General features: G+C 64.8%; 23 protein-coding genes and 1 pseudogene. 10 read left to right on the forward strand and 14 right to left on the reverse strand.

The window, feature by feature from the left end; translation table 11 throughout:
- Positions 1–135: pseudogene (locus A5906_RS45220) on the reverse strand (5-oxoprolinase subunit C family protein); the annotation flags it as partial.
- Entirely contained in the window at positions 132–863 is a 732-nt protein-coding gene (pxpB, locus tag A5906_RS28500; protein WP_080138542.1) for a 5-oxoprolinase subunit PxpB, read from the reverse strand. The pseudogene A5906_RS45220 and the gene pxpB, both read right to left, overlap by 4 nt.
- Before the next feature lie 261 nt (positions 864–1,124).
- Between pxpB and A5906_RS28505 the strand changes: the two genes are divergently transcribed.
- Positions 1,125–1,823 (forward strand): ribonuclease activity regulator RraA, encoded by a 699-nt coding sequence (locus A5906_RS28505; RefSeq protein ID WP_080138543.1) that lies wholly within the window; start codon positions 1,125–1,127, stop codon positions 1,821–1,823.
- Positions 1,824–1,840: 17 nt separating this feature from the next.
- Positions 1,841–2,245, forward strand: a complete 405-nt coding sequence (locus A5906_RS28510; protein ID WP_080138544.1) for a (R)-mandelonitrile lyase — start codon at positions 1,841–1,843, stop codon at positions 2,243–2,245.
- A 140-nt stretch (positions 2,246–2,385) separates the two neighbouring features.
- Here the strand turns inward: A5906_RS28510 and A5906_RS28515 are convergent, their stop codons facing one another.
- From A5906_RS28515 to A5906_RS28525, 3 genes are all read right to left on the reverse strand, one after another.
- A complete protein-coding gene (locus A5906_RS28515; RefSeq protein WP_080138545.1) occupies positions 2,386–2,742 on the reverse strand; it encodes a hypothetical protein in 357 nt (118 codons plus the stop codon).
- 180 nt (positions 2,743–2,922) lie between these two features.
- On the reverse strand, positions 2,923–3,789 hold the full coding sequence (locus A5906_RS28520) for a DUF2147 domain-containing protein (protein ID WP_080138546.1): 867 nt from the start codon (positions 3,787–3,789) through the stop codon (positions 2,923–2,925).
- 247 nt (positions 3,790–4,036) lie between these two features.
- Positions 4,037–4,831 carry a transporter substrate-binding domain-containing protein gene (locus A5906_RS28525; protein WP_080138547.1) on the reverse strand — a complete coding sequence of 265 codons (795 nt, stop codon included), beginning with the start codon at positions 4,829–4,831 and terminating at the stop codon, positions 4,037–4,039.
- A 114-nt stretch (positions 4,832–4,945) separates the two neighbouring features.
- Between A5906_RS28525 and A5906_RS28530 the strand changes: the two genes are divergently transcribed.
- The gene (locus tag A5906_RS28530; RefSeq protein ID WP_080138548.1) at positions 4,946–5,443 is read left to right on the forward strand and encodes a DUF1993 domain-containing protein; all 498 of its coding nucleotides are present in this window, start codon (positions 4,946–4,948) and stop codon (positions 5,441–5,443) included.
- A gap of 3 nt (positions 5,444–5,446) precedes the next feature.
- Here the strand turns inward: A5906_RS28530 and A5906_RS43260 are convergent, their stop codons facing one another.
- The 6 genes from A5906_RS43260 to A5906_RS28560 form a co-directional block, all read right to left on the reverse strand.
- Entirely contained in the window at positions 5,447–5,935 is a 489-nt protein-coding gene (locus tag A5906_RS43260; RefSeq protein WP_080138549.1) for a hypothetical protein, read from the reverse strand.
- Positions 5,936–6,182: 247 nt separating this feature from the next.
- Positions 6,183–7,172, reverse strand: a complete 990-nt coding sequence (locus A5906_RS28540) for a hydroxyacid dehydrogenase (RefSeq protein ID WP_080138550.1) — start codon at positions 7,170–7,172, stop codon at positions 6,183–6,185.
- A gap of 34 nt (positions 7,173–7,206) precedes the next feature.
- The gene (locus A5906_RS28545) at positions 7,207–8,307 is read right to left on the reverse strand and encodes an ABC transporter ATP-binding protein (RefSeq protein ID WP_080138551.1); all 1,101 of its coding nucleotides are present in this window, start codon (positions 8,305–8,307) and stop codon (positions 7,207–7,209) included.
- A 6-nt stretch (positions 8,308–8,313) separates the two neighbouring features.
- On the reverse strand, positions 8,314–9,225 hold the full coding sequence (locus tag A5906_RS28550) for a carbohydrate ABC transporter permease (protein WP_080138552.1): 912 nt from the start codon (positions 9,223–9,225) through the stop codon (positions 8,314–8,316).
- Positions 9,225–10,163 (reverse strand): carbohydrate ABC transporter permease, encoded by a 939-nt coding sequence (locus tag A5906_RS28555; RefSeq protein ID WP_080138553.1) that lies wholly within the window; start codon positions 10,161–10,163, stop codon positions 9,225–9,227. Before A5906_RS28555 ends, A5906_RS28550 begins: the two co-directional genes overlap by 1 nt.
- 156 nt (positions 10,164–10,319) lie before the next feature.
- Entirely contained in the window at positions 10,320–11,660 is a 1,341-nt protein-coding gene (locus A5906_RS28560) for an ABC transporter substrate-binding protein (protein WP_080138554.1), read from the reverse strand.
- Positions 11,661–12,162: 502 nt separating this feature from the next.
- Here A5906_RS28560 and A5906_RS28565 point away from each other — a divergent pair.
- On the forward strand, positions 12,163–12,966 hold the full coding sequence (locus tag A5906_RS28565; protein ID WP_080138555.1) for a Spy/CpxP family protein refolding chaperone: 804 nt from the start codon (positions 12,163–12,165) through the stop codon (positions 12,964–12,966).
- A 112-nt stretch (positions 12,967–13,078) separates the two neighbouring features.
- Positions 13,079–13,456: a response regulator gene (locus tag A5906_RS28570; protein WP_080138556.1), complete on the forward strand. Its 378-nt coding sequence runs from the start codon at positions 13,079–13,081 to the stop codon at positions 13,454–13,456.
- A gap of 74 nt (positions 13,457–13,530) precedes the next feature.
- Here A5906_RS28570 and A5906_RS43265 read toward each other — a convergent pair whose 3' ends face one another.
- The 3 genes from A5906_RS43265 to glk form a co-directional block, all read right to left on the reverse strand.
- Positions 13,531–13,686, reverse strand: a complete 156-nt coding sequence (locus A5906_RS43265) for a hypothetical protein (protein ID WP_167523404.1) — start codon at positions 13,684–13,686, stop codon at positions 13,531–13,533.
- A gap of 144 nt (positions 13,687–13,830) precedes the next feature.
- Complete coding sequence (locus tag A5906_RS28575) at positions 13,831–14,034, reverse strand: hypothetical protein (RefSeq protein WP_080138557.1); 204 nt, start codon at positions 14,032–14,034, stop codon at positions 13,831–13,833.
- Between the two features lie 147 nt (positions 14,035–14,181).
- Positions 14,182–15,153 (reverse strand): glucokinase, encoded by a 972-nt coding sequence (glk, locus tag A5906_RS28580; RefSeq protein ID WP_080138558.1) that lies wholly within the window; start codon positions 15,151–15,153, stop codon positions 14,182–14,184.
- Positions 15,154–15,421: 268 nt separating this feature from the next.
- Here glk and pncA point away from each other — a divergent pair, with 268 nt between their 5' ends.
- The 5 genes from pncA to A5906_RS28605 all read left to right on the forward strand — a co-directional run bounded on the left by pncA (position 15,422) and on the right by A5906_RS28605 (position 21,124).
- Entirely contained in the window at positions 15,422–16,048 is a 627-nt protein-coding gene (gene pncA / locus A5906_RS28585; protein WP_080138559.1) for a bifunctional nicotinamidase/pyrazinamidase, read from the forward strand.
- 16 nt (positions 16,049–16,064) lie between these two features.
- On the forward strand, positions 16,065–17,180 hold the full coding sequence (locus A5906_RS28590; RefSeq protein ID WP_080138560.1) for an alpha/beta fold hydrolase: 1,116 nt from the start codon (positions 16,065–16,067) through the stop codon (positions 17,178–17,180).
- A 136-nt stretch (positions 17,181–17,316) separates the two neighbouring features.
- Positions 17,317–19,350, forward strand: a complete 2,034-nt coding sequence (locus A5906_RS28595) for an NAD(+) synthase (RefSeq protein ID WP_080138561.1) — start codon at positions 17,317–17,319, stop codon at positions 19,348–19,350.
- A gap of 33 nt (positions 19,351–19,383) precedes the next feature.
- On the forward strand, positions 19,384–19,767 hold the full coding sequence (locus A5906_RS28600) for a hypothetical protein (RefSeq protein ID WP_080138562.1): 384 nt from the start codon (positions 19,384–19,386) through the stop codon (positions 19,765–19,767).
- A gap of 106 nt (positions 19,768–19,873) precedes the next feature.
- The gene (locus A5906_RS28605) at positions 19,874–21,124 is read left to right on the forward strand and encodes a DUF1236 domain-containing protein (protein WP_080138563.1); all 1,251 of its coding nucleotides are present in this window, start codon (positions 19,874–19,876) and stop codon (positions 21,122–21,124) included.
- Positions 21,125–21,411 lie beyond the last annotated feature (287 nt).

A 21,411-nucleotide genomic window follows, 5' to 3' on the forward strand; every position in this document is an offset into this window, starting at 1 on the left:
CAGCGTGTTCGCCGCCGCGAGCGACAGGCGGTCCATCGCCCCGCTGACGGTCAGGCCGTAGCGCTGCGCGCCGTGGCGCCCACCGTCCTGGACGGAGCTTGCAGGGCCGATGCTGGCGACGACGAGCCGGCTCATGCGACCACCTGCTCGGCGACGATCTCGCCTGCCTCGGCGGCGCGGTCCATCTCCTCGAAGGTCTTGTGGTCGATGGCGAAAAACGTCACGCGATCACCGGGTTCGGTGAGGAAGGTCGGATTGCGGTGGAGCTGATAGGTTCTGACGGGCGTGCGGCCGAGCAGGTGCCAGCCGCTCGGGGCGGCCAGGCACTGGATTCCGGCCTGGATGCCGCCGATCGAGATCGTGCCGGCCGGCGTCAGCAGCCGCGGCGACTGCCGCCGCGACATGTGCAGGGATTTGTCCAGGCCGCTGAGATAGGACCAGCCGGGCGTGAACCCGATCATGGCGACCTTGTAGTCGCCGCGCGCATGTCGCGCGATGATGTCGTCCGGCGTCGTGTTGAGCGCCTTGGCGACATCCTCGAGGTCGATGCCATGCTCGCCGCCATAGGCCACAGGAATGCGCCAGCGGCGCGCCGTGGTGGCCGGCGGCAGAGGCCGCGTGGCGATCGGGAGGATCTTCTCGCCGAGCGCGTCGAAGCCGATCTTGCCGGGGTCGTAGTGCACCAGCAGCGAGCGATAGGTCGGCACGGTCTCGGTGATGCCGTCGATGGGGCTTGCTGCAAGCGCCTTGTCGAGCGCGAGCACGCGCTGGTTGGCGTCGTCGTCGATGGTGCGGCTGAATTCGACCGTGACGGCACTGTCGCCACTGGGCAGAAGGCGGGGCGGGGGAAGCGTCGCGGCCATTGAGCTGTCAAAGCGCTGTCGAAATCGGGCTTCTCAGGAAACGCGGGCTCAGCCTTGAGTTCCGCTTTCTCCCTGCTTCGCGTAAATGCGCCCGCAAGTCCAATAAATTAATGCAGGGGGAAACGATAAAGCCTTGTTATCGCGTCGCATAACGGCTCGGCGGCCCTGCATTCCTGAGAAGCTTTTGGCCCTTGACGGAAACCGCCCGGCTCGCAAGATGCGCGCGTTCTTTTCCCGCCTATCCGGAGCTCGTCCTCGTCCATGTCGCTGTCCCCCGAAGCCCGCAAGACCCTCGCCGGCATCACCACCGCCACCATCACCACGGTCCTGCTGAAGAAGGGCCTGCGCAACGTGTGGATGCGCGGCGCGCGTCCGTTGCGCCCGGGCCTGCCGCGCCTGGTGGGACCTGCCTTCACGCTGCGCTTTGTGCCGGCGCGCGAGGATCTGGCGACGCCGGAATCCTGGTCGTCGCCGATCTCGACGCGCACCGCGATCGAGGCGATGCCGGAGGGCTGCATCGCCGTGGTCGATGCCATGGGCATCACCGACGCCGGCATCTTCGGCGACATCCTCTGCGCGCGCATGGTCAAGCGCGGCGTCACCGCGCTCGTCACCGACGGCGTGGTGCGTGACGTCGAGGGCGTGCTCGGCACCAACCTGCCCGTGTGGTGCGACGGCTGCGCCGCGCCGCCGTCGGTCGCGGGCCTCACCTTCGTCGGCTGGGGCGAGCCGATCGGCTGCGGCGGCGTTGCCGTTTTCCCGAATGACATCGTGGTCGCCGACCAGGACGGCTGCGTGCTGATCCCGCAGGCGATGCTCGATCACGTGCTCAATGAGGGCGTCGAGCAGGAGCGCATGGAAGCCTGGATCGTCAACGAGGTGAACAATGGCGCGGTGCTGCCGGGCCTCTATCCCATGAACGCCGAAACCAAGGCGCGGTACGCCGCCAGCAAGAAGTAACGGAAGCGAGGACCCCCATGGAGATCACTGTCGCAGGCACGCGGCCGACCCGCCGCGCGCCCAAGGAAAACTTCACCGGCACCGTGTGGCAGGACCCCGTCATCATGGCGCCGGCGCCGGCGCGGCTGAACTGCTCGCGCGTCGCATTCGAGCCGGGCGCACGCACCAACTGGCACCACCATCCGCTGGGGCAGACGCTGTACGTCATCTCAGGCGTCGGCCGCGTCCAGTCCAAGGGCGGGCCGATCCGCGAGATCCGCCCCGGGGATACCGTGTGGATTCCGCCGGGCGAATTGCACTGGCACGGCGCATCGCCAACCAACGGCATGTGCCACATCGCCATGCAGGAAGCGCTCGACGGCGTCTATTCGACCTGGCTGGAGCCGGTGACGGACGCGGAGTACGGCGCGGCGATCGGCTGACGCGCGCGCCCCGGACAAGACGCATCGGCCTTGGCGATGCGTCGCCGATCCGGGGCCAGAATCCTCCGGGCGATCCACATTGCCGGGTCCCGGCTTTGCGGCGCAGCGTTACGCGCTGCACGCATCCGGGACACTGCAATTCACATCCGCTCGGCGGTCCACGTACCCGTGCACATCGCGCCGCGCCAGGTGCCGGAGCCGGACGTGCCGCTCAGCCGGCCGAAGCCGACAGCGCGCTTGATGCCGCTGCTCAAGGTGACGTTGATACTGCCGGCATCCGCCACGCGGCCCGACGCCGTCACGGCCGCGCTGCTCGATGCGATCTGACCGTTGTTGATGCCGATCGCGACGGTCGAGCCATTGCCGCAGGTCTGGCTGGATGACGAGATACGGACATTCCACGTGCCGTCGAAAGTGCTTGTCGCCGCATCAGCCTGCGTCAGCGGGAAGGCGATGGCGATAAGGATAACGAAGAGTCCTCTGCGAATGCCGTTCATGGCACGCCCCTGTGGTTGACCATGCGGGGGAACGTGGCACGGCGCGCGGAACTGGCGATGTGAGGAGGCTCACGCCTGCAGCAGGCTCTGTGAGGTGGCGCACGTCGCCATGCCACTGCGGACAAGACAAGGGGCCCGGATCACGGGCCCCTCATTGTAGTCAGAGCGTCGATGTCTAACTCAGTTCACGCGCGTCCAGGTCTGGCCGCCGCAGAACATGCCGCCGAAGGCGCAGCCCTGCACGCGCAGCCGGTCCGTGCCCTTCATGGCGATCGTTGAATCGTAGGTCGAGCCGGAGTTGGGATCGAGGATGCGGCCGGACCATTTCTGGTCCTTGCCGGGCTTCATGTTGATCAGGACCTGCTCGCCGTTCTGGTTCGATTTGCTGTCGACCGAATAGCCGCAGAGGTTGCTGCCGCACTGCTCGATGCGAACCTTGCCCTCCTTTTCCTCGGTGAGCCAGACGCCGAGCGGCGAATTGAGATCACGCGTGGGCGCGGCTGCCGGAGCTGGGGCGACTGCGGCGGACTGAACGGGAGCGGGGGCCGGAGCCGGAGCCGGGGGCGCAGGCGGCGCAACGGCGGCAGCGGCCGGCGGGGGCGCCACCACGGGAGCTGTCTGCTGCTCGACAGGAGCGGGGGCCGGCGGTGCGGCCGGAGGCACGACAGCCGCATCAGCCGACGCAGCATTGGCGGTCGCCGGCGGTGGCGGAGCAGGTGGCGCGGGAGGCGGCGCGGATACAACGGGCGCGGGAGCCTGCACAGCGGCTGGCGGCGCGGCGGCGGCGGCCGGTGGAGGCGCCGGCGCGGCCGGCGGCTGCGGATCGACCTTGGCTTCCTGGGGCGCCTGCTGGCCCGGGCTCGCCTCGTTCTTCTTGGCCTTCTTGGCCTTGGCCTGGCCGGTGTTGTCGTACACGCCGGGAATCTGCACCGTACCGCGGTCCGGATCGATGCGGATGGTGCGCCCGCCATATTCGAAGGTGTACTGCGCTTGCGCAGCGGTGCTTGCCAACAAAAGGAATGCGGCCGCGGCCAACAGCTTCCTCATTTCGCATCTCCTGAACAGATAATCCCCCGGGCCAACGCTTACGCGCCAGCGCGATCGCAAAGAGTGATCTAGATCACTGTCGTCCGTATGAGTCGTGCTCCGGCAGGTACGGGTTCAATGCACCCGGAACCCGTCCACAATTTGGCCGAGGCAAGCGACAGGAAGACGCGCCTGACGCTCGTCCCGGAGAAATCGGAACGAGACCCAGCGCTCAGTATTGACGCACTTTTCAGCGAGCCGGAACGGCCTAGTCGAACCAGGCGGCGTAGATCTTCTTGTAGCTGCCGTCTTCCATGGAAATGTGCAGCCATTGGTCGACGAAGGCCTTGAGCGCCATGTCGCGCTGCAGCCAGTAGGCCTTCTCGGAGAAGTCGAACGGCTTGTCCGGATGCACCGCGCAGAGCACGCCTTGATGCTGCTTCTGCTGGTAGCGCGTCTCGGAGGCGTCGGTCATCATCAGATCGGCATTGCCTTTGGCGATCTCGTTGAAGATCTCGGTGTTATCGGGGAAGACCGTGATCTCGGCGTCCTTGACGTTGGCGCGCGCGAAGCGCTCGTTGGTGCCGCCTGGATTGACGATGACGCGGGTGCCCTTCTTGTCGATGTCAGGGAGCGTCTGGTACTTGCCGACGTCGGCGCAGCGTGCGATCGGCGTCTTGCCCTCACGCATGATCGGCGTCGAGAAGAAGCCCTTCCTCTGCCGGTCGAGCGTCACCGAGACGCCGCCCATGGCGATGTCGAACTGGTCGGCCTCGAAATCCTTCATCAGCTTCGGCCAGGCCGTCGGCACGAATTCGACCTTGACGCCGAGCGCCTTGCCGAGCGCCTCCGCCATGTCGACGTCGAAGCCGGAGAACTGCTGCGTGGCCTTGTCCAGATAGGTAAAGGGCTTGTAGTCGCCGGTCATGCCGACGCGCAAGGTGCCGCGCTTGATGATCTCGTCGAGGCGCGACGGCGCCGCCTGCTGGGCGTGGGCCGAAAGGCTCATCAGCAGCGCTGCGGCCAAAGCCGCCAAAACGCGAACGGATATTCGAACGGTCATCTCTTTTCCACCCATGCCCGAGCTGTCATTGTGCAGCTCCTCGAACGTGGATTTAGACCAGATGCCCGTTGCTGGCGAGGCAGAATTGAAAGGAAGCTTGGGGTGACGATCTCAATGTACGAGGCCTCGGTCGGCCTCTTCGTGCCTTATCTGCGCAACCTGTCCGTCCTGCTCGATAAGGGCGTCGCCTATGCCGAGACCCGCAAGTTCAATCCGGCGGTGCTGCTCGGGATGCGCCTTGCGCCGAACATGTACGACCTGGCGCAGCAGGTCGGCGAGGCCTGCCGCCACGCCACGGTTGCGCCGGCCCTGCTGGCGCAGCGTGATCCGGTGGTGCTGCCGGTGCTGGAGCACGACATGGCCGGGCTGCAGGCCCGTATCGCGACTTCGATCGAGTTTATCGAGAGCCTGCCGCGCGCGGCGATCGATGCAGCGGCGGAGCAGAACGTGTTCTTCAGGCTGAAGAACGGCACCGAGCTGCCGTTCACGGGGCGGACGCTGCTCCTGACGTTCAGCGTCCCGCAGTTCTTCTTCCACGTCACGACTGCCTACGACCTGTTGCGGCACGCCGGCGTCGAGCTCGTGAAGAAGGATTATCTTGGAAGGAAGTAAGCCCTAGGCTTCGCCCTTGCGTTCGAATTCGGCGAGCGAGCTGCGGCCGGCGATCTCGCTGCGGAGCAGCTCGAAGCGCTTGTGGGCCTCGTCCTCATGCGCGTCGACGAAACGCACCGCGGCCTCGCTCGTCATCGGGTCGCTGACAACGGGCGCGGACTGCTCGCCGATAGTCTCGTGAACGTAGTACTGACCGTCATCGCCGCGATGAACCGTCCATTTGAGGCGGATCGCCACCATCGGCCCCGGTCCGACCTTGCTGTAGCCATCGGCATCGGTGTGCTCCGGGACCAGCGGCTGTTCCTCGACCACGGGATGTTCGTGCTCGGCGGCCACCGGATGCTCGTCAGCGGCGGCCGGATATTCGTCGGAGACCGGCTCCTCGTCGGCGGCTGGCGTCTCGGTGTTGCGGACGACGAGAACGGGCTCGGGGTGCTCCAGGATGCTGGCGATGGTCGCCAGCGCATGGTCGGTCGGGTCGATCTCTGACAAGGGTCCATCCTCCAGCTCGACGCGGCCGGCAAGTCTGTCCCACTGCCGCCGCGGCCGGGAACATTAGGCGCGTTTGATTAAGGCTGAGTTGGGGCCCGATCTGCACCAAAATGGGACGCTTTCTGGCGTCCCGAAGGCGGCATGACCAGGAGAAGTGCGCAGCGGTTTTCCGAAAAGATCATGCTCAAACAACGATCTAAAGCGCGATGACGATTCATCGCGCTTTAGCCGTCCGCCCGGCAGGCGCTCAGCCCAGCACGTCCTGATTGATGACGTTCTGCCGGATCGGATCGCCGTCCAGGACGCTCAGGATGTTGCGCGCGGTCTGCTCGCTCATGCGCTGGACCGCCTCGACCGTGACGCCGGCAACGTGCGGGGCCATGATAACGTTGGGCAGCGCGAACAGCGCGTTGCCGACCGGCGGCGGCTCCACCTCGAACACATCGATGCCGGCGCCTGCGAGCTTTCCGGACGTCAGCGCGTCATAGAGCGCCGCTTCCTTCACGATGCCGCCGCGCGCGGTGTTGATGAGGTAGGATCTCGGCTTCATGCGGCCGATCCTGTCAGCATCGAACAGGCCGACGGTCTCCGGCGTCTTCGGGCAGTGGATGGTGACGAAGTCGGCGTGAGGCAGCGCTGCGTCGAGGTCAGTGACCTGCTCGCATCCGGCCGCCTTGATATCGGCAGCGGGCTTGTAGGGATCGTAGACCTGGACCTTCATCTCGAACGCCGAACAGCGCTTGGCGGTGCGACTGCCGATGCGGCCAAAGCCGATGATCAGCAGGGTCTTGCCGTAGAGGTCGAACGGCAGCATGCCGAGCCGGTTAGCCCATGTGCCGTCCTTGACGCAGGCATGCAGCTCCTGCGCGCGCTTGGCGAGCGTCAGCATCATGAACAGCGCCGCTTCCGCGACCGAGGGCGAGTTGGCGCTGCCCGCCACCATCAGCGGCACCTTGCGGCGAGAGAGGGCGGGGACGTCGACGGCGTCATAGCCGACGCCGATGCGGGTCACCACTTTCATGTCTTTTGAGGCCTCGAGCTCGGTCTCGCCGAAGGCGGTGGCACCGAGCGCGACGCCATGGACCGGCGCATGGCTCTTCAGCAGCGCCTCGAAGTCCTTGGCCGAGATCAGGTTGGAAAACTCGACGAGCTCGATATCATCCCGCTGCGTGAGGAGGGCGCGTGCCCCTTGCGACAAAGTTTGTGTAACGAAAATCTTCTTCTTGTTGGTCGCCATCGCTCCCTGCCTGCTCGCGTTTCTTAGGCCGGCGTCACAGCACGACGCCGGTCTCTTCGTTTAGCAGGTGCATGTTGTTGAGGTCCATCGCCAAACGCATGGGAGCCCCGTCCTTGGCGCCGGCATTGGGATCGACGCGGCCGCACACCGGCGTGCCGTCGAGCCCGAAATAGACCAGGGTCTCCATTCCCATCGGCTCGGTGACGTCGAGCACGGTGTCGAAGGTCTCGACGCCCGGCGCAAGATGCGCATGCGACTCGGTGAGGTGCTCGGGACGAATGCCGAGCAGCAGCTTGTCGGTGCGCGGCAGCGCGTTGTAGCGCGCGGCGCGGGCCGGCGGCAGCGCAAAGGCGATGCGGTCGGTGAGGCGGATCTGAAGCGCGCCGCCGACATCCTCGAGCCGGCAGGGGATGAAGTTCATCGCGGGCGAGCCGATGAAGCCCGCCACGAAGCGCGTCGCCGGCTTGTGGTAGAGCTCGTTCGGCGTGCCGATCTGCTCGATGCGGCCTTTGTTCATCACCACCACGCGATCGGCCAGCGTCATCGCCTCGACCTGGTCGTGGGTGACGTAGACCGTGGTGGTGCGCACCTTCTGGTGCACCTTCTTGATCTCGATCCGCATCTGCACACGCAGCTTGGCGTCGAGATTGGACAGCGGCTCGTCGAACAGGAAGACTTTGGGGTTGCGCACAATCGCGCGTCCCATCGCGACGCGCTGGCGCTGGCCGCCGGAGAGCTGTTTCGGCTTGCGGTCGATCAGGTCGGTGATGTCGAGGAGGCGGGCAGCTTCCGTCACCCGGGCCTTGATCTCGGCCTTGGGATAATGCTTCAGCCGGAGCCCGAACGACATGTTCTCGGCGACGGTCATGTGCGGGTACAGCGCGTAGTTCTGGAACACCATGGCGATGTCGCGGTCCTTCGGCGGCACGTCGTTGACGACGTCGCCGCCGATCATGATGTCGCCGTCGCTGATGTCCTCCAGCCCTGCGATCATGCGCAGCGTCGTCGACTTGCCGCAGCCGGAGGGCCCGACCAGCACGATGAACTCATGGTCGGCGATGTCGAGGTCGATGCCGCGCACGGCTTCGACATCATCGTAACGCTTGACTACCTTCCGCAAAGCAACGTCAGCCATGAGCGATCAACCCTTTGTCGCACCGGCGGTCAGGCCGGCAATGTAATAGTCCATCAGGAATGCGTAGATGATCAACGGCGGCGCAGCGCCGAGCAGCGCGCCGGTCATGATCTGTCCCCAGTTGAACACGTCGCCCTTGATCAGGGTGGTGGTGATGCCGACCGGCAGCACCAACTGATCAATCGACGTCGTGAACACCAGCGGATAGAGGAACTGCGCCCAGGACACCGTGAAGGCGAAGATGGTCGCTGCGATCAGTCCGGGCAGCGCGACCGGAATGAAGATGCGCGTCAGGGTCTGCAGCCAGGAGGCGCCGTCGATCAGGGCGGCTTCATCCAGCTCCTTCGGGATCGAGGCGAAATAGCCGATCATGATCCAGGTGCAGAACGGCACCGTCAGCGTCGGATAGATGAACAGCAGCACGTACCACCGGTTCAGCAGCGTGATCCCGGTGTAATCCTGGACCACCCCGAGCATCTTGAACAGCGGGATGAACAGAAGGCTGTCCGGGATCAGGTAGGTCAGGAAGACGCCGGTGGCCAAGGTCGCCGAGCCCCAGAATTTCATGCGCGCCAGCGCGAAGGCCGCGGGGATGCTGATCAGCATCGTGATGAAGACGACCACGATCGACACGATCGACGAATTCCAGAAGAAGCGCAGGAACTGGTTCGAGGTCAGCAGCTCGGCATAGTTCGACAGCGTCGGGTGGAACACCCACCACGGATTGGTGGCTGCCGAGATCTCCGCGCTGCTCTTCAGCGAGGTGATCAGCATGTAGATCGGCGGCGTCAGGAAGAAGATCGCGAACAGCACCAGGAAGAAATAGGACCAGCGCAGCGCCCAGGCGCGGTCCCGGCTCATGCTGCCATACTTGACCTTGCGGGAGGGGCCGGCCTTGTCGATTGTGAGCGTGCTCATCAGGCTTCGTTCCCGCGTTTGCTGACATCGCGCAGGATGAAGATCGCTGCGACGGCAAGGATCGGCACCATGAACAGCGACACGCAGGCGCCGAGCGGAATGTCGCTGCTCTGGATGCCGACCTGAAACGCCCAGGTGGCGAACAGATGCGTCGTATCCAGCGGACCGCCCGAGGTCAGGATGCGCACGATGTCGAAATTGGCAAAGGTGACGATCAGCGAGAACAGCGTCGTGATGGCGATGATGTTGCGCATCATCGGCAGCGTGACGTACCAGATCCGCTGCCACCAATTGGCGCCGTCGATCGCGGCCGCCTCATAGAGCTGGTCGGGGACCGACTTCAGCGCGGCGAGATACATGATCAGGAAGAATGGCGCGCCGTACCAGACGTTGACGAGGATGACGGAGAAGCGCGCCCAGAAGGTGTCACCCAGCCATGGGATCGGACCGACGCCGAAGAAGGAGAGCGTGTAGTTGAAGGCGCTGTAGGACGGATCGAACAGCCACAGCCAGGCCAGCGTGCTCATCGCCGGCGGAATCACCCAGGGCACCAGCAGCATGCCGCGCCATTTGCGCTGCTTCTTGCCGGGAATGTTGTGGACGAAATGCGCGACGATGAAGCCGATCAGCGCCTTGAAGATCACGGCGGTGATCGCAAAGATGCAGGACTGCTGCACCACCATCCAGAACGTCTCGCGCTTGAACAGGAAGGTGAAATTGCTGAGGCCGACGAATTTCGTCATCGCCTTGTTCAGCGTCGCCAGATAGAGCGAATAGAATGCGGGATAGAGCACCAGCATCGCGATCAGGAGGATCAGCGGCAGCGTCAGGAAGAACGCAACCGTCGATTTTCGTCCCAGTGCGTTACGCAGGCTCGTTCCCTTTCGCGCGCCCGTCGCGCGGGTGACGCGAGTTCTGTCAACGACGACATCGGCCATGTCAGCTTCCTTAAGTCAGCTCCCTTGGGGCTGCTTCTTTGCGAACTGTCCAACCGCGAGGCCGGCCGATGGGTCGGCTTCGCGCTCATGCGGATCGGACGACGGGATTCGGGCGGCCCACGCACACGACGTGAACCGCCCGGGCACAACCCCGGCCTAGCTCCTCATGAAGCCTTCGCACTCGCCCTCGGCCCAGGCGAGCGCCTGCTCCATGGTCTCGCCGCGGGCAAAACGCAGCGCCATCTTGGTCAGCGTCGCCTGGAAGTAGATCTGTTGCGCGATCTTGGGCGGCGCGGGCGACGCTGCGATCGACAGCGTCTGATGCTTGTAGGGATCCGGATAGTGGAAGAGCGTTCCCTTCGGCGGTCCTTCCTCCTCCCATGTCTTGAACTTGGACATGTTCGCGTAGGCCGGCAGGTCATAGCCGCCGCTCACCGCAACGAACTTCTCGATCGACGATGGCGAGGACAGGTGGACCAGCAGGCTCTTAGCCGCCTCCTTGTTCTTGCCGAAGCTCCAGACGCCCCAGAAGTAGGGCAGGTAGGGTGCGAACCGTCCCTTCGGACCGGACGGGAAGCCGTGCGTCCAGCACTGCTCGGCGACCTGCGGCGCGTCGCGCTTGGCGACGGCCCAAGCGCTCGGCGGATTGAGGATCATCGCGCCGCGGCCGGAGATCAGCCATTTGTTGTTGGAGGCGTCGTCCCAGGACGGCGCATCCGGCGGCAGGAAGGCGATCAGCTTCTTGTAGAACTCCATCGCCTGACGAACCTGGTCGGTCTTCACCGTGATGTCGCCCTTGGCATTGACGAGCTCGGCGCCGAACGACTGGAAGATCGCGCCGGCGGTGTCCACGCTGTCGGTGGTCTCGCCGAGACCGATGCCGAACGCGAAGCCCGCCTTCTGGCAAGCCTCGGCCGCCTTCAGGAAGGTATCCATGGTCCAGTTTTCGACCTTGGGCGGGCCGCCTGCCGGATACATCTCCTGCACGTCGATGCCGGCATGCTTCTTCATCAGATCGATGCGCGAGCAGGGGCCTTTGATCTGGCTGCCGGGTGTCGCGGGCACCGCGAGCCATTTGCCGCCCGACTGTCCGAGATATTTGACGGTGCCGTTCACCTCGCCATTCTGCTTGAGCAGCGGCTCCATGATGTCGTTGAGCGGCTCGAGATTCTCGGCATAGGCCTGCGGCCACCAGCTCGGCATCTGCAGAATGTCATGACCGGACTTGGCCTGGGCCTCGGCGGCGGCGGTCAGCTCGATCTTCTTGTTGTTGCTGGTGATGTAGTCGATGGAGACTTCGACCTTCTCCTTCGCAGCCCATTCGTTGACGAGGTCGGTCGAGGCCTTGTTGGCGCCCGGCACCCAATGGTCCCAGAAGCCGATTGAGAGTTTGCCGGCAGCATGAGCGCCCCGGACATAGGGCGCCGTGATCAGCGCCGCGGAGGACATTGCAGTGGCAGCCACAAATTGACGTCGCGTCAGTGTCTTGCGTGACATCTCGTTTCCTCGCTTGGGTGTTTTATTGTTCTGGTGTTTCCTCTGAACTCTTCCGAGTTTTGCTTTTGATTTTCTTGTTGGCGTTTCTTGTTGGTCGCTTCTTTTCGTTGCCGCCAGCCTCGATGCAGATCATGCGAAGCGCGGCAGATTGGTAGCGCGATCAGATCATGATTGAACCCGTCTGTCGAGAAAGCCGAAGGCGCTTCGTCTAGAACTAACGTTGTGCCCGAATGTGCGGCAGCGCCTCCGGCATCGCGCGCCGGACGCGAACCTCGTGCGTTTGTTTTGCGACGCACACATCGCGTGGGGACAGGGCGGGACGATCCATGCGCAATTACGCCGCAGTTTCGAATAAGCCTCCATAACCGCTTCGCGCGAAACACTTTTCGGGCGTGGATGGCAATCGGCTGCGTCTGGACCTCGAAGCGGCTGAAACGATAATGTTGCAACCGGCGGGGGCTCCCGTCCCGACAAACCAACCAGTTCGACGATGGAGACGAGAATGATCGACCCGGCGCCGCTAGCGCGACATTACTTGCGACGATCGCTCGCGCTGGGGTCTGTGCTCGCGTTGCTGCTCGGCGCGGCCGCAGTCGCGAACGCTCAAGGATTGGTCAAAGGCGTCCAGGAGGGGGCGGCGGCCGGGAACAAGGCGGCCGGTCCGGTCGGTGGCGTGCTCGGCGGCGCGATTGGCGGTGTGGTCGGTGTGTTCACCGGCGTGCTCGGGGTCGGCAACAACAACAACGCCAATCAGGCGCCGGCCGCCAAGGATTCCAACAAGGACGCCGCCAGCAAAGACGCCAAGCAGCAGGGCGCCGGCAAGGACAAGAACGCCAAGGAGAACGCCAAGGCGGGCAAGGGCAGCAAGGCGAGCAAGGAGGCCAAGAACGCGCCTAACGCGTCACAGGACAAGGACGTCACCGTGCTCACCCAGCCCGGCGCGCCGCAACAGACCGCGGAGCAGATCGTGGCCAACAGCGATTCCTATATCGAGCGGATCAAGACCGAGCTGAACCTCACACCCGATCAGGAGAAGCACTGGTACGGCTTCTCGAGCGCCATGCACTACCTTGGACATAATGGTGCAGAGCGGCTCAACTTGCGCGTGGCGCGCGCCAAGCGCGATCCGCCGGACGATATCATCGAGCAGATGCGCAACGAGGCGCAATTCCTGATCGACCGCGCCGCCGACCAGCGCAACGTCGCCGATGCCGCCGAACCGCTCTATTCGAGCCTCGATGACAAGCAGAAGCAGGTCTTCATCCAGGAGATGGTCCGTCTGAGCCACGAGCGCGGACTGGATTGATCAAGTTGAATCGGATTGCGGGCGCCTGAATTAACGGCGCTCGCCACGAATTCGTGAATCCTCTCCGCAATTCGGTTATGATTAGCTCCGCAAGGCTGATGGCGGGGTTGATATGGCGGACGGACTCTCCGTTTTCCTGGTCGAAGACGAGGCGTTAATCCGGATGATGATCGCCGACATGGTGGCGGAACTCGGCCACCACGTCGTCGCGGAAGCGGATAATGTCCGGGATGCGAGCGCCTTTGCGATGACCGCGCAATACGATTTCGCAATCCTGGATATCAATCTCAAGGGTCTCTACGTCGACCCTGTCGCTGACCTGATCGAGCGCCGCGGCAAGCCGTTTCTGTTCGCTACCGGCTACGGGCCGGAATTGCTGCCGTCCTTGCTTCGCCGCAGGCCCATCTTGCGCAAGCCGATTTCGATCGATCAGCTCAAGGCGATGATCGATTCGCTGTTTCCGGAAGCCACCACGCAGGCGCCGCACTGAACAACGGCAAAGGGGCGCCGACGAAAATGGCCGCCCGTGCGGGCGGCCATGTCACGAAGAGATCCGTCGTGGCCTCAGATCAGGCCGGCGCTGAGATCGATGCCGCGCGCCATCAGGCCGAACGAGGCGAGGAGGCCGGTGCAGCAGAGCAGCAAGATGGACTTGAACGAAGAACTGGCGAAACGCGTTTCGGCAACGGCCGGCATCGCGGCGAGCGAAATCATGCTCATGTTCATTCCCCCCTTTGTTGATCCTGAATTGCATCAGGCGAGGGAACTCTTAGAGCAAAAAGTTTGACGTGAGATTGCGAGGGATCCTTAACGGAATCGCAACCGGCGCGTACCGTCGCGCGTGCAGCCCCGGGATCGCAAGTCTCAGGTGCGGCCGTTCTTCAGCACGGTGGCGATGGTATGGGCGGTCATAGCGGCGCGATCCGACGCGCGCTGGGCGGCCAGCCGGTCTCGCGCCTTCTCCTCGATCAAGAGCTCGATCAGGGCGAGCCGCTTGTCCTCGTCGTCCGCCTCGGTCAGGAGGCGGTGATAGCGGTGGTAGTCGAATCCTACGTCCTGCTTACGCATGTCACGCCCCCGCAACTAACGCCACACACCTGATGGATTGTTTCCCATGGGAAACAATCGGGCAAGCACAATCCAGCGTGGAACCACGCTTACATGCAATCAGCTGTGAATTAGTTGACGGACCGGATTGTCACTGCCGGCCGCACCTCAATCCGGATTGTGGTCGGCGAACGCCCTCAGGCCGAGGAAGCTCGCATCGGGCCTGGTGACCAGCCGGGTCGGAATATTGCGCAAGTAATCCTGAAAGCGCCCCTTGGCCTCGAAGCGGGCGCGGAAGGCCGAGGCGGCAAGGAAGTCGGGGAAGCGCGGCACGATCCCGCCGGCGATGTAGACGCCGCCGCGGGCGCCGAAGGTCACCGCAAGATTCCCCGCGACGGAGCCGAGGGTGGCGCAAAACATCTCCAGCGTCGCGCGGCTGTGCGCACAGCTGCCATCCAGGGCCGCCTTGGTGATGGCCGCGGCATCGCGTTGCGGCACCTGGACGCCGTCGACTTCCGCGAGAGCTTCGTAGAGGCTTTGCAAGCCCGAGCCGGACAGCGCGCCACGCTCGATCGAGACATGGCCGAGGCGCCGGCGCAGGCACGCGACCACGCGCTCCTCGCGCTCGTTCTCCGCCGGCAGCGTCGCGTGTCCGGCCTCGGTGACGACGGCCAGGCGCGAACCATGGCGCTCGACCAGGCAAGAGACGCCGAAGCCGGTTCCAGGCCCGACCACCAGCAGCGGCTCTCCGGGCAGGCCGTCCTGTCCGCCGAGCGGGATCAGATCGGCCGGCTGCAGGGCGGGCAGGGACCAGGCCACAACCTCGAAATCGTTGAGCACGTGGACGCTGTCGAAGCCGAGCGCCGGCTGCAGCTCGTTGCCGTCGATGACCCAGGGGCTGTTGGTCATGACGCAGCGGTTGTTGGTGACGGGACCCGCCACGGCCAGCACGGCCCGTCGCGGCGGCTCGCCGCCGGATTTGCGCGCCAGCACGTCGGCAATGGCTTCCCGGACAGTCGGGAAGTCGGCGACCTTCACATAGTCGATCGCGCCAGTCTGGTCGCCCTGGCTCAGCGCAAAGCGCGCATTGGTGCCGCCGATATCGGCGAGAAGAACCGTTCCTGTCTTGCCGATAGCCATGGCCCTGCGGCTGCCGCGGCCTTGCCGGCCTACGGGAACCCCTGTCTCCGTTCCTGATCCGATCCGCAACTGCGCGGACGGTCCGAGAATCCTCGCTTGATTGTGCCTAGTCAACACGGACAGGGCGAAACCGTTGCATCCTGGCATGGCTCCTGGCCATCGGCGCGGTATCGTTGCACGCTGTCGGTGGTTGCGAAGCTGCGCCGGAAGGTCGACATTGAACGGAGCCTTCGGCGCCTGTGGCCGAGCGGTGGAACGGGGCCTTGCGATGAAGATTTCCGACCGCGACGTGCTGCTGGTGATCGACGTGCAGAACGATTTCTGCACCGACGGGGCGCTGGCCGTGCCCGGCGGCGAGAAAGTCGTGCCCGCCATCAATCGCATCGCCCAAAAATTCGCCAATGTGGTGCTGACCCAGGACTGGCATCCGGCTGATCATGTCTCCTTCGCGCCGAACCATGCGGGCAAGAAGCCGTTCCAGACCATCGAGCTGAACTACGGCACCCAGGTGCTCTGGCCGTCGCATTGCGTGCAGGGCACGCCCGGCGCCGAATTCCACGCGGAGTTGGACGTCACCAGGGCGAGCCTGGTGGTGCGCAAGGGCTTTCGGCGCGGCATCGATTCCTATTCGGCGCTGTTCGAGAACGACCACAGGACGCCGACGGGCCTGCTCGGCTATTTGCGCGAGCGTGAGCTGAAGACCATCTTCGTCGCGGGATTAGCGCTGGACTTCTGTGTCCGCTTTTCAGCGGAGGATGCGCGCAAGGCGGGGTTCGAGGTCGCGGTGATCGAAGATGCCTGTCGTGGCATCGACCTCGACGGCTCCATGGCGGCGGCGCATCGGAGTTTTGGCGAGCTCGGCATTTCCGTCATCAGCTTCGAGGCATTCTTGTGAGGAGCGCGAGATAGACGTGGCGCAGAAGACAGGCAAACAGCCGGGCGGACCGGACCAGGTCCAAGACGACCCGCTGATGTGGCCGTTTGCAGCGGCGCGGCTCGCGATGGATGCCTGCTTCTGGTGGATGGAGCGCGGGCCGTCTGAGCCGACCGACAGCAGTCTGCCGTGGACGACGCCCGGCTCGGTTGCGCTGGAGCTTGCGACCATGCGTCTGCGCGATTGCACCACGGACAGATCCGGCCAGCCCGCGCTCGTCTGCGCGCCCTATGCGTTGCATCGGGCCCTGATCGCCGATTTCGCCCCCGGGCACAGCGTGGTGCAGTCGCTGCAAAGAGGCGGCGTCGACCGGGTCTATCTCACCGACTGGCGGTCGGCGACATCAGATATGCGCTATCTCTCGATCGACAGCTATCTTGCCGATCTCAACGTCGCCATCGATGAGATCGGCGCCCCGGTCGACCTCGTCGGCCTGTGCCAGGGGGGCTGGCTGTCGCTGCTCTATGCGGCGCGCTTTCCCGCCAAGGTGCGGCGGCTGGTGCTGGCAGGCGCGCCCGTCGATTTGTCGATCGACTCGGCGATGTCGCGGCTCGCCCGCAACGCGCCCGGAATGGTCTACGACCAGCTCGTCGCGCGTGGCGGTGGCAATGTCAGCGGCGACGAGATGCTGCGCTTCTGGTCGAAAACGCCAAGTCGCGACGATGTCGCAACCGCTTTGCAGAGGGAGCTCTCGGACGAGGAAGGTGCGGCACTGCTCGCGCGCTTCGACCAATGGAATGTGGAGCCCCTCGATCTGCCCGGCACTTATTATCTGGAGATCGTCAACTGGATTTTCCGGGAGAACCGGATTGCCGGCGGCGACTTCGTCGCGCTCGGCCGCAAGGTTCGTCTCAAGGACGTCAAGGCGCCGATCTTCCTGCTGGCCGGGCTCGACGATGACGTGGTGCCGGCGACACAGGCGCTCGCCACCGCCCAGCTTGTTGGTACACCGCCCGCCTTCATTGCGGCGGCCTCCGAACCGAGCAACCATCTCGGATTGTTCATGGGCGCGCGGACCCACTTGCATGCCTGGCCGCGGATCGCCGAATGGCTGCGGGACGATCTGTCCGGCGTGCTGGCCCGCAGCGCCTGATCCTTAAGGCGCCGGGCGGGCTCGGCACGCAAATCCGTTATGCATGATGGCGGATGGCCTGCACGGGGCCGGATCGATGGGCTACATTTGAACCCAGCCGGCGGCGGCCGGGACGAGATTTGGGGTACTGCGCTCGATGACTTTCCACTCGATCTACACCCACGGATTTGCGCGCGTGGCAGCCTGCGTGACCACCTCCCATGTGGCCGATCCCGCGGCCAATGCGAAGGCGATCCTGGCAGCGGCCAATGCTTGCCACGAGCAGTCGGTGGCGGTCGCCGTGTTTCCCGAGCTGTGCCTGTCCGGTTATGCGATCGAGGACCTGGTCAAGCAGGACCCGCTGCTCGACGCGGTCGAGCGTGGGCTTGCCAGTATCGTCGAGGCCTCGGCCGCGCTGATGAGCGTCCTGATCGTCGGGGCGCCGCTGCGCTTTTGCCACCGCATCTACAATTGCGCCGTCGTCATCCATCGCGGCAACGTCCTTGGCGTCGTGCCGAAGTCTTACCTGCCGACTTACCGCGAGTTCTACGAGGGGCGTCATTTCGCCTCCGGCGCCGGCATCGCCGGCGAGACCATTTCCTTTGGAAGTCTGCACGCGCCATTCGGTGTCGACCTGCTGTTCGCGGCCGAGGATGTCCCCGGCCTGACCATCGGCATCGAGATCTGCGAGGACATGTGGATCCCCGTGACGCCGGCCTCGGAGCTGGCGCTGGCAGGCGCCAGCGTGCTGATCAACCTCTCGGGCAGCCCGATCACGATCGGCCGGGCCCGCTCGCGGGCGCTGCTGTGCCAGTCGACCTCGGCGCGCTGCCTTGCGGCCTATGTCTATTCCGCCGCCGGGGCAGGGGAATCGACCACGGATCTCGCCTGGGACGGCCAGACCTCGATCTACGAGAACGGCGTGCTGCTGGCCGAGGGCGAACGGTTCCGGCAGGGTGGCCAGATCACCTACGCCGACGTCGATCTCGATCTGCTCAGGCAGGAGCGCGTCCTGATGGGCACGTTCGACGACAACCGCCGGCAGCGCGAGGCGTTCTTCCGCAAGATCACCTTCCCCCTGAAGCCGCCGGCCGCTGACATCGGCTTCATGCGCAAGATCGAGCGCTTCCCGTTCGTGCCGAGCGACGAGAGCCTGCTCGAACAGGATTGCTACGAGGCTTACAACATCCAGGTCGCGGGACTCGTGCAGCGCATGCGCGCGACCGGCACGAGGCGCGTCGTGATCGGTGTGTCCGGCGGTCTTGATTCCACCCATGCGCTGATCGTCGCCGCCAAGGCGGTCGATCTGCTCGGCCTGCCGCGTGAAAACATCCTCGCCTACACCATGCCGGGCTTTGCCACCGGCAGCGAGAGCAAGACCAATGCGGTGGCGCTGATGAAGGCGTTGCAGACGACGGGTCAGGAGCTCGACATCCGCACCACCGCGACGCAGATGCTGAAGGACATCGGCCACCCCTTCGGCCAGGGCGAGAAGCTCTACGACGTCACCTTCGAGAACGTGCAGGCGGGCCTGCGCACGGACTATCTGTTCCGCCTCGCCAATCATCACGGCGGCATCGTCATCGGAACCGGCGACCTCTCCGAGCTCGCGCTCGGCTGGTGCACTTATGGCGTCGGGGACCAGATGGCGCATTACAACGTCAACGCCGGCGTGCCGAAGACGCTGATCCAGCATTTGATCCGCTGGGTGATCGCCTCCAAGCAGTTCAGCGGCGATGTGAACCGGACCCTGGGCTCGATCCTGTCGGCCGAAATCTCGCCCGAGCTCGTTCCCGTGCAGCCCGGCGAGAAGCCACAGAGCACGGAAGCCTCGGTCGGCCCCTACGAGCTGCAGGATTTCAACCTGTTCTATACGCTTCGCTTCGGCATGCGGCCTTCCAAGATCGCCTTCATGGCGCTGCAGGCGTGGAAGGACGTCGCCAAGGGCGAATGGCCGCCAGCGTTCCCGAGCGATAAGCGCCGGGCCTACGATCTGCAGGAGATCCGCCGCTGGCTCGAGGTGTTCCTGCGCCGCTTCTTCGCCTTCAGCCAGTTCAAGCGCTCGGCCATGCCGAACGGCCCGAAAGTGTCGGCCGGCGGTTCATTGTCGCCGCGCGGCGACTGGCGCGCGCCGTCGGATTCGAGCGCCGCGGCCTGGCTGGAGGATCTCGAACGGAACGTGCCGACCTGATTGGCACGGCGGATCGATGGGGGAGACGAGCTGATGCCGGCGGGGGAAGGCTCGGAAGCAGGTGAAGGGGCAAGCGTCGTCAACGGCCTCTACATCTTCGACATCGAGATGCGCGAGGGCAAGCGCGGACAGGCGAGAGGCGTGGTCGTGCTCTGCGACGGCCGCATCATGGGTGGCGACAGCTATTTCTCCTACACCGGCAGCTACACCTTCCGGAACGGGAAGTGGCGCGGTGACATGATCGTCAACCAGCACACCGAAGCGGTCGGCCGGACGCTCGTGTTCGGGGGCAGGGAGGTCACCTGCGGCTTTTCCGGCGACTATTTCCCCGGCGGCGCCGTAGTCGAGGGAATGGCGCTTGTCGGCAAGATCAGCGTGACGTTCACGGCGCGGCTGACGCTGAAGGATGCGATGTGAGCAGGATCCGGTCCGCTCACCCCTGAATGGCTCCGTTCCCGCTCGGGAACATTCGCACGCACAGAACGTTCGCGTCTGTTGTTGCGATTTGTCGAGGAGAGGGACAATGCGTAAGCACTTGATGTTATCGACTGCAGCCGTCGGCCTCATGCTCGCGTCCGGGCTCGCTTATGCCCAGGCGCCCGAGCGCAGAGACGAGCCGAAACGGAGCGAGGAACCGGCGAAGGGCGCTGCGCCGCAACGCGGTGGTGCGGCCCAGGAACGTCTCCAAGAACGCGGTCAAGATCGCGTCCAGGAACGCGCGCAAGGCGCGCAGGAGCGAATGCAGGGCGGGAGCCGCGAGGACAAGGGCGGCGCTAAGCACGAGGCCAGCGACGACAAGCGCCAGCCGACCCCGTCTGCCGAGCGCAATCAGCCGAAGGCGAAGGATCAGGCGCAGGATTCTCGCGAGACTGCGCGCGATCGCAACCGCGAGGCCGAGAAAGCGGGACGCGACAGCGGCAAGAGCAGCGCGGAGACCAAGCAGGACAAGTCCGCGCCGCAGAAATCAACGGCCGAGTCGGAGAAGTCCAAGACCGGCCCGGCTGCCCTGCAGAGCGAGCACAACCAGACTCAGCCGCCGCGCAATGCGGCAGAGCAATCGCCTCCGCCGCAGCAGAGCAACCGGCCGGCAACCGCGACGGATACAAGCCGGACGGCTCCGACCAGCAACGCCCAGAGCGCTCCCGCTGCGACGGGCACGCAAACCAATCAGGCCAACCAGACGACCCAGACCAATACGCAGGTCAATCAGCAGGCACAGGTGACTTCGGAGAGGCAGGTGCGGCTCTCGGAAACGGTGAGCCGCGCACGCCTCGCCCAGCCGGAGCGCAATCTGAACATCTCGATCCGGGTCGGCGAAACGATTCCATCGCACGTGCGTCTCTATCAGCTGCCGCCCGAGATCGTCTCGATCGAGCCGCAATATCGAGACTATGAGTATTTTGCCACCGATGACGACGTCGTCATCGTGGAGCCGCGGACGCATCGCATCGTCAGCCAGGTGCCGCGCGATCCATCGCGGGCCCGCGCACAAATGGGCGGCGCTGGCACATCGAGCGTGGCTGCCGCGGGCAGCAATGCGAGCAGCAACGTGAATTGCCGCATCATGCGGCGGGATGCCTCGGGTAATGTCGCCGAAGCAGAACCGACGACGGTCGGCTCGACCGCGCGCACGGATTCGCTGAGCGTGACGGTTCAGATGCCCGATGGCAGCTCGTCTGCGCCGGTCGCCCTTGGCGCGGCCGCGGGAGACATCGTCGTCGCGACGCAAGGGCAGGGTGATTGCACGATCACGCTCGAGCCGCAAACTCGCTGAGCGAGAAGCCGGCAAGACGGCCTGGAAACGACAACGCGCCGCTCGGCTGAACAGCCGGACGGCGTGACGTTCGCGTTCAATCTGGAAAAGTTCCGAGGTCCGGAGTGCCTAGGAGTCCGGACCTCGTCACCTTGCCCCAGCCTTCGATCCCCCGCCCCATGTGGTCCCCCAACCCCTTGGTGCGCGATCAGAGGGTGATGCCCTTGGAAGTGGCCGCCGATCGATGTCGCGCGATGTACGCGAGATCGAAATAGGATTCCATTCCGGATCACTACGGAGACGATTGA

The organism is Bradyrhizobium sacchari (genome assembly GCF_002068095.1).
GTDB classification, from domain to species: Bacteria; Pseudomonadota; Alphaproteobacteria; order Rhizobiales; family Xanthobacteraceae; genus Bradyrhizobium; species Bradyrhizobium sacchari.

Coding starts and splice junctions, on each gene's coding strand:
- pxpB (WP_080138542.1), bottom strand. CDS start 863: ATGGCCGCGACGCTTCCCCCGCCCCGCCTTCTGCCCAGTGGCGACAGT.
- A5906_RS28505 (WP_080138543.1), top strand. CDS start 1,125: ATGTCGCTGTCCCCCGAAGCCCGCAAGACCCTCGCCGGCATCACCACC.
- A5906_RS28510 (WP_080138544.1), top strand. CDS start 1,841: ATGGAGATCACTGTCGCAGGCACGCGGCCGACCCGCCGCGCGCCCAAG.
- A5906_RS28515 (WP_080138545.1), bottom strand. CDS start 2,742: ATGAACGGCATTCGCAGAGGACTCTTCGTTATCCTTATCGCCATCGCC.
- A5906_RS28520 (WP_080138546.1), bottom strand. CDS start 3,789: ATGAGGAAGCTGTTGGCCGCGGCCGCATTCCTTTTGTTGGCAAGCACC.
- A5906_RS28525 (WP_080138547.1), bottom strand. CDS start 4,831: ATGACCGTTCGAATATCCGTTCGCGTTTTGGCGGCTTTGGCCGCAGCG.
- A5906_RS28530 (WP_080138548.1), top strand. CDS start 4,946: ATGTACGAGGCCTCGGTCGGCCTCTTCGTGCCTTATCTGCGCAACCTG.
- A5906_RS28540 (WP_080138550.1), bottom strand. CDS start 7,172: ATGGCGACCAACAAGAAGAAGATTTTCGTTACACAAACTTTGTCGCAA.
- A5906_RS28545 (WP_080138551.1), bottom strand. CDS start 8,307: ATGGCTGACGTTGCTTTGCGGAAGGTAGTCAAGCGTTACGATGATGTC.
- A5906_RS28550 (WP_080138552.1), bottom strand. CDS start 9,225: ATGAGCACGCTCACAATCGACAAGGCCGGCCCCTCCCGCAAGGTCAAG.
- A5906_RS28555 (WP_080138553.1), bottom strand. CDS start 10,163: ATGGCCGATGTCGTCGTTGACAGAACTCGCGTCACCCGCGCGACGGGC.
- A5906_RS28560 (WP_080138554.1), bottom strand. CDS start 11,660: ATGTCACGCAAGACACTGACGCGACGTCAATTTGTGGCTGCCACTGCA.
- A5906_RS28565 (WP_080138555.1), top strand. CDS start 12,163: ATGATCGACCCGGCGCCGCTAGCGCGACATTACTTGCGACGATCGCTC.
- A5906_RS28570 (WP_080138556.1), top strand. CDS start 13,079: ATGGCGGACGGACTCTCCGTTTTCCTGGTCGAAGACGAGGCGTTAATC.
- A5906_RS43265 (WP_167523404.1), bottom strand. CDS start 13,686: ATGAGCATGATTTCGCTCGCCGCGATGCCGGCCGTTGCCGAAACGCGT.
- A5906_RS28575 (WP_080138557.1), bottom strand. CDS start 14,034: ATGCGTAAGCAGGACGTAGGATTCGACTACCACCGCTATCACCGCCTC.
- glk (WP_080138558.1), bottom strand. CDS start 15,153: ATGGCTATCGGCAAGACAGGAACGGTTCTTCTCGCCGATATCGGCGGC.
- pncA (WP_080138559.1), top strand. CDS start 15,422: ATGAAGATTTCCGACCGCGACGTGCTGCTGGTGATCGACGTGCAGAAC.
- A5906_RS28595 (WP_080138561.1), top strand. CDS start 17,317: ATGACTTTCCACTCGATCTACACCCACGGATTTGCGCGCGTGGCAGCC.
- A5906_RS28600 (WP_080138562.1), top strand. CDS start 19,384: ATGCCGGCGGGGGAAGGCTCGGAAGCAGGTGAAGGGGCAAGCGTCGTC.
- A5906_RS28605 (WP_080138563.1), top strand. CDS start 19,874: ATGCGTAAGCACTTGATGTTATCGACTGCAGCCGTCGGCCTCATGCTC.